Source organism: Sulfuricurvum sp. RIFOXYD12_FULL_44_77 (genome assembly GCF_001830725.1).
In the GTDB taxonomy this organism is placed as follows: Bacteria; Campylobacterota; Campylobacteria; order Campylobacterales; family Sulfurimonadaceae; genus Sulfuricurvum; species Sulfuricurvum kujiense_A.
Genome location: NZ_MIBU01000150.1, coordinates 1 through 5,848, shown reverse-complemented (window position 1 = coordinate 5,848; position 5,848 = coordinate 1). Strand labels below are relative to the sequence as shown.

The window sequence follows — 5,848 nt, the reverse complement described above, 5'->3', positions numbered from 1 at the left end:
AAGTTAGTACTCGGATCAGAAAAATCTTGTACAGAAGCGAGTGGAGCACCTGTCAGAGGATTCCAATTCATTTTTTGCCAAGGATGTTTTATCTGCTGTTGTTCATAGGAGAGACCGGACACAACGGTATAGTTCTCTTTTTTAACCGTTAATAGCATTTCAATGCCAGATTTTATATTGTCTACTCCCGAATAGCCCAACATCCCATTTGTAAATACTGGTGCCGGGAAACCTGCTGGAAATACTCTCCAAGTATTGTCAAATTGAAAAAAATCACGATATACCCTTGAATCCAAAGTATAGTCATCACTGATTTTATATTTATTTCCTAATTCCACAAAGTAGGATTCTCTCTTTGACTTGTCCTCATTGTTAATGGCATGTGCGACTCCGTAACGGGGGCCGTCTTCGGTCTTGTTGTAATTGGCTTTAACATAAATACCATTGTTATGCTTTAGCGAGAGATTGGTATTGAGTCTCTTGGAAGTTGGATTCGTATATCCACTGTTACCTACAACATCGTTCGCTACATAGGCACTGTATCCATCGGTATCACGATAGTTGATGTTTGCCGCTATATCAAAATTTTGATACGTTTTTCCTAACAGAAGATTGGTAGCTGTCGTGTTGTAACTGCCCACTTTGGTGCTGATTTGAACCCCGTTTATATCTTGAGATTCTTTGGTTATGATGTTGATAAGGGCGGTAAATGCATTTTCACCATACAGTGCGGATGCCGGCCCTCGGATAATCTCTACCCGTTTGATCTGCTCCACCGGAAAGTTTGCAAAAGTACTAGTCGCTCCGCCATTAAGCAAATCGGAGTTTAACGAATGTCCGTCGAGAAGGATTAAAACTTTTTCGGAAAACCACGTTTCTATACCGCGAATGGCTATTTTATCGGTATAAATATTACTCTGTGAGACCCCAAGCCCCGGAACGACTCTGAGTATATCCAAGAGGGTGTTGGCTCCCATTTTATTGATGGCATCGTCATCGATGATCGTAACCGATGCGGAGGTTTTTTTGACGTTTTCTTTGACGCGTGAAGCGGATATTACAAACGTCTCCTCTTTGAGCCAAGACGCCTCATCCTCTAGCGTCGCATTAAAGGGATTTGCAAAGATAATAGCCGGAATAGACAAACAAATTATTTTTTTGATCACGATAATCCTTTTTTAATATCAACAGGGGCTAAAAACGACGCGATTGCGTCCGAAAGTTTTAGCTTCATAAAGGGCGCTGTCCGCACGTTTTATCATAGCAACATCGGTATCATTGGATGAGAAACAGCTAATTCCTATGCTAATCGTTTGTGGTTGATCTGTGCTAAACGTCTGATGTTCTACCGCACTTCGGAGCCGTTCTGCGAGTAGCATGGCTTGGTTTTGATCGGTCTCACGGCAAATAATGAGGAACTCTTCCCCTCCCCATCGACCGATGATGTCAGTTTCCCGTAGTGTTGCATTTAGTATTGCAGCAATCTCCACGAGCACTTTATCTCCGACTAAATGGCCAAAAGTATCGTTAACATTTTTAAAGAGATCGACATCGCATAAAAGAACCGAAAACGGAGCGTTATAGCGTCTCGCGGCTTGTATCTGATCGGTGAAGACCTCTTCTAATTTGACACGGTTATAGAGCTGAGTCAATTTATCCGTGATGGAGAGCTTTTCTAATTCTATATTTTTTGCTTCCAGTTCCAGTGTGCGTGTTTGTACCATCTGCTCTAATTGTGTATTATAAAGTGCGAGCCTATTGTAGGAATTTTGCAAGTTTTCACTCATCTTGTCAAAGGTTCTCTCCAATTTCCCTAGCTCATCTTTTCTATTCCCGATCTCAACCGATTTCGGCATAAAATTGCCGTTGGACAGCTCTTCCGCCCGTTTCGTTAAATCGATAATCGGATTACTGATATGTGTAGCCATACTGTATGCGATGGGGAGAAACAAGACCAAAAAGATTACCATAGAGATGAGTGATTGATACAACGACTGATGAACGTTGTCTTCCATTTGGCGAGAATAATTTAAGACTTTTTTCTCTAGCTCCGTTTGTGAAAAATAGAGGGTTAATACGCCCCACAGTTCGCTTCCCATATAAAGAGATTTTTTGATAACGAGGATGGGGTGATGATTGTAAGTTTGTTCACTTACCTGAAGAGTATTCGTATTAATATTTTTGGGGTAAATAGGGGATTCGTGCAGTTTGGAATTTGATGAATTAACGATCACATTTCCACTTTTGTCTACGACATCGATATGGATAATGTTTTCACTTTTAGCTGCATCGCTGAAAACCAATTCGGAAAATTTTGAAAAGTTATATGCGGCTAATTCATTTTCAAGTTGTATGGCAAGTGACTCGGTATGATTCTTGGCCCGAAGAAGCTTGTTGTCTTGTAATAGCAATTTTTGTTCTTCAAAAGTTTCTTGAAGCATATTTTTATACGAAATGACATGCTGAGCGGTAAGGATAATGGAGATTCCTAAAAGTAAAAGCGAAAAAAGTAAAAGTAACTTCCATCGAATTTGTTCTTTAAATAGTTTCATTAATTGCACTCAATCATCCAGTCTTTCATACTGTTAATAATTATATCTTATTTTGAAACTATATGATGATTTTTATTTTTTATGCAGCATCCGTATCAGCGAATCGACAATTTTCATATCCAAATGTTCTCGCATTGATTCTTTCATCAGTTTAATGGATTCAAATGTACTCATCGGATTTTTATAAGATCTTTTAGTTGTTAATGCGTCAAATACATCGCATACGGCGATGATTCGTGCGAAGAGTGATATTGCATCGCCTTTGATCTGATCGGGGTATCCTTTGCCGTTTATTTTTTCGTGATGATGACGAATACCCGATAGTATTTTCGGCTCGGTGATCCCTAGTTTTAGAACAATGTCATACCCTAAACACGGGTGAGCTTTCATCGTCTCAAATTCTTGTTCACTCAATGTTCCGTTTTTATTGATAATGTCGTAATCGACTTGACTCTTCCCGATATCGTGCAATATTGCAGACATCCCAAGATGCTCCAACTCTTTTTCATTGATCCCTAAAAAATTTCCGAGACTAAGGGCATAAATGCTGACATTGAGCGAGTGGGTATGGGTATAGTAATCATGAGCCGTTATTTTCAAGAGAGACTCAATCGCACCGCTATCACGCAAAATCACCTCGACAATGGTATTAACCAGCGGCTTTGTGTTCTGAATCGTCTCTAGTGACTCAGGATTATGAAACATATCGTTAATAACAGAGGTTGCCCGTTCGTATATTATCAGCGCTTTGCTATCCATTGGGATATCTTCGGCGCGCGCGATGGATTGGATGTGCTTTTGGACGTAGGCTTCGTAGCGCAGAGAGTCTTCATCCTCGATATAGAGGCGTTCAATTTCTCTCAAACGGCTTCTGTTGTTCGAATCGACAACCGTGTCGCTTTGCAAAAAGAGGGTCATTGCTGTTTTGGTCTCATTACGGAGATAAATGGTGAAATCGATCTTTTCACCTTCGGTAATAACCCGTTTATCAATCGATTTATAGCGTTTAATTTTACTCATAAGTTTCCTGTTGTTGAATTTTACCTTTTCGTGTTCTAATAATGTGATTGTATTTTCTAACAATTCACGCGTCTACCACTAAGCCGTTTCGGGGAAGTAATTGGCTATTATTTTCCTTATGAATCTTCCCATATACGACGTTATCGGCGATATCCGCTCCGCACTATTAACCTCAAACCGCCTTATCCTCCAAGCCCCTCCGGGAGCGGGAAAGACGACATCAGTTCCCCTTGCGCTATTGGATGAGCCGTGGTTGGAGGGGAAACAGATCATTATGCTGGAACCGCGACGGATCGCCGCAAGGAGTGCCGCCGAACGTATGGCACACCTGCTGGGTGAAAAAGTGGGAATGCGGATCGGGTATCAAATTCGAGCCGAAAAAAAACTAAGTAGCGACACAAAAATCCTCGTCGTCACCGAAGGGATTTTGACCCGTATGCTCCAAAGTGACCCTTCGTTAGAGAGTGTCGCCCTTATCATCTTCGATGAGTTCCATGAGCGCCATCTGCATAGCGATCTCTCCCTCGCCTTTGCTCTGCAGTCTCAGGAGTTTTTACGCGAGGATTTGAAGATTATGGTGATGTCGGCAACGCTGGACACCGACGCATTGCAGAGATTGCTCAATCATCCTCCCCTCATCACTAGCGTAGGGCGCAGTTTCCCGATTGCGATAGAGCATCTGCCACCCAATACGCCAACAATTGAGCCGAAAAAGATTGTCGCGGCACTGATGGATTTGATCCAAACCATTATTCATTCTGATGAGGGGAGTATCCTCGTTTTTTTACCAGGATCTCGTGAAATCAAAGCCCTTGAGGGGATGCTCAAAGCGTATTACAAAGAGAGGGAGATCGATATTTCTCCGCTTTATGGGGAACTCTCCAAAGAGGTTCAGGAGCGCGCTATCGCACCGTCGCTAAGGCGCAAAATCGTTCTCGCCACCAACATCGCCGAAACAAGCCTCACCATTGAGGGGATAACCATCGTTGTCGATTCAGGGTTGGAAAAAGTGCTCACTTTTGACCCTCGCAGCGGTATGGAGCGGCTCGTTACGCAGAGAATCTCCCGTGCCTCAGCCGATCAGCGCGCAGGTCGTGCAGGCCGCTTAAGTGCAGGGAAATGTTACCGCCTATGGAGTGCGACGAGCCATCAGATGCTAACCTCTCATAAAGAGCCGGAGATTCGTCTGTGTGATCTCACCCCTTTGGCATTGGAACTGGGTTTATGGGGAGATAACGAACTCTCATGGATTACCCCTCCCCCCGCTAAAGCACTGGCTCACGGTGTGTCACTTTTGCAGATGATGGGTGCTATGGATGCTAAAGGCTCGATTACAGCTCACGGAAAAGCCATGATGGGGTTAGGGATTCACCCCCGTTTGGCGCACATGATACGCATCGGGCAAACGTTGGGATATGAGAGTGAAGCTATTGTATTGGCCGCTTTGCTCAACGAGCGTGATCTCTTCGCCCGAAGCAGTGAGCGGACATCCGATATGCGGGAGCGGTTTTGGCGATTGTGTGATGCGTTTAACGCCAATGTGCTTCCTCCTGTGATGGCTGAGAATGCCAATTTTATCCTCGCAACGGCCAGAGATATCGCAAAACGGCTCACGTCATCATTGCGTTTGTCAGCGGATTTCCCCTCAGAGATGATCGCCCTTTTGCTCACCCTCGCTTATCCCGATCGAATCGCCCGACTCCGTAGTCCCAAAGGGGATAAATATCTCCTCAGCAACGGCAAAGAGGTCAGATTAGCTCAGGAGGATGATTTGATCGGCGAGGAGTGGCTCATCGTCACCCAAAGCGGCGGAGAGTCAACAACGGGGCAGATTTACCAATGCGCTCCGCTTTGTATCGATGTGTTGGAACGGTATCTCCCTGAACTTTTCAGCACGGAAGCGACGATAACGTGGAACGCTGAGTCAGAGCGGGTTGAAGCGAGAGAGATCACCCGCCTTGGGGCTATCATCGTCGAATCGCGACCGCTAGAGCATCCCGACGCGATGGAGGTGAAACGGACACTACTGGAGGGGATACGCTCAAAAGGGGTTGATGCCCTACCTTGGTCAGCATCATCGGTTGCTTTGCGTCATCGTCTTCAAACCATGCACTATCACTGTAGCGAAAACTCGTTCGGCAATTTCAGTGACGAAGCACTCCTGTCGTCCTTGGAAATATGGCTTTTGCCCCATCTGAGTACCCAAAGCTCACTCCGTGAATGTGAGAGTCTTGATCTCTACGCCATCCTCACCTCACAACTCAGTTGGGAAGAGA

The 5,848-nt window shown here is 44.4% G+C and carries 4 protein-coding genes; 1 reads left to right on the top strand and 3 read right to left on the bottom strand.

The features are described 5' to 3' along the window. From A2517_RS06275 to A2517_RS06265, 3 genes are all read right to left on the bottom strand, one after another. On the bottom strand, positions 1-1,166 hold a 1,166-nt coding region (locus A2517_RS06275; protein ID WP_294895212.1), incomplete at its 3' end, for a TonB-dependent receptor. Between the two features lie 18 nt (positions 1,167-1,184). Further along, positions 1,185-2,552 (bottom strand): GGDEF domain-containing protein, encoded by a 1,368-nt coding sequence (locus A2517_RS06270; protein WP_294895210.1) that lies wholly within the window; start codon positions 2,550-2,552, stop codon positions 1,185-1,187. Positions 2,553-2,624: 72 nt separating this feature from the next. Then, positions 2,625-3,572 carry an HD-GYP domain-containing protein gene (locus tag A2517_RS06265; protein ID WP_294895208.1) on the bottom strand — a complete coding sequence of 316 codons (948 nt, stop codon included), beginning with the start codon at positions 3,570-3,572 and terminating at the stop codon, positions 2,625-2,627. A 100-nt stretch (positions 3,573-3,672) separates the two neighbouring features. Here A2517_RS06265 and hrpB point away from each other — a divergent pair. Continuing rightward, the coding region (hrpB, locus tag A2517_RS06260) for an ATP-dependent helicase HrpB (protein WP_294895207.1) at positions 3,673-5,848 on the top strand (2,176 nt) is incomplete at its 3' end.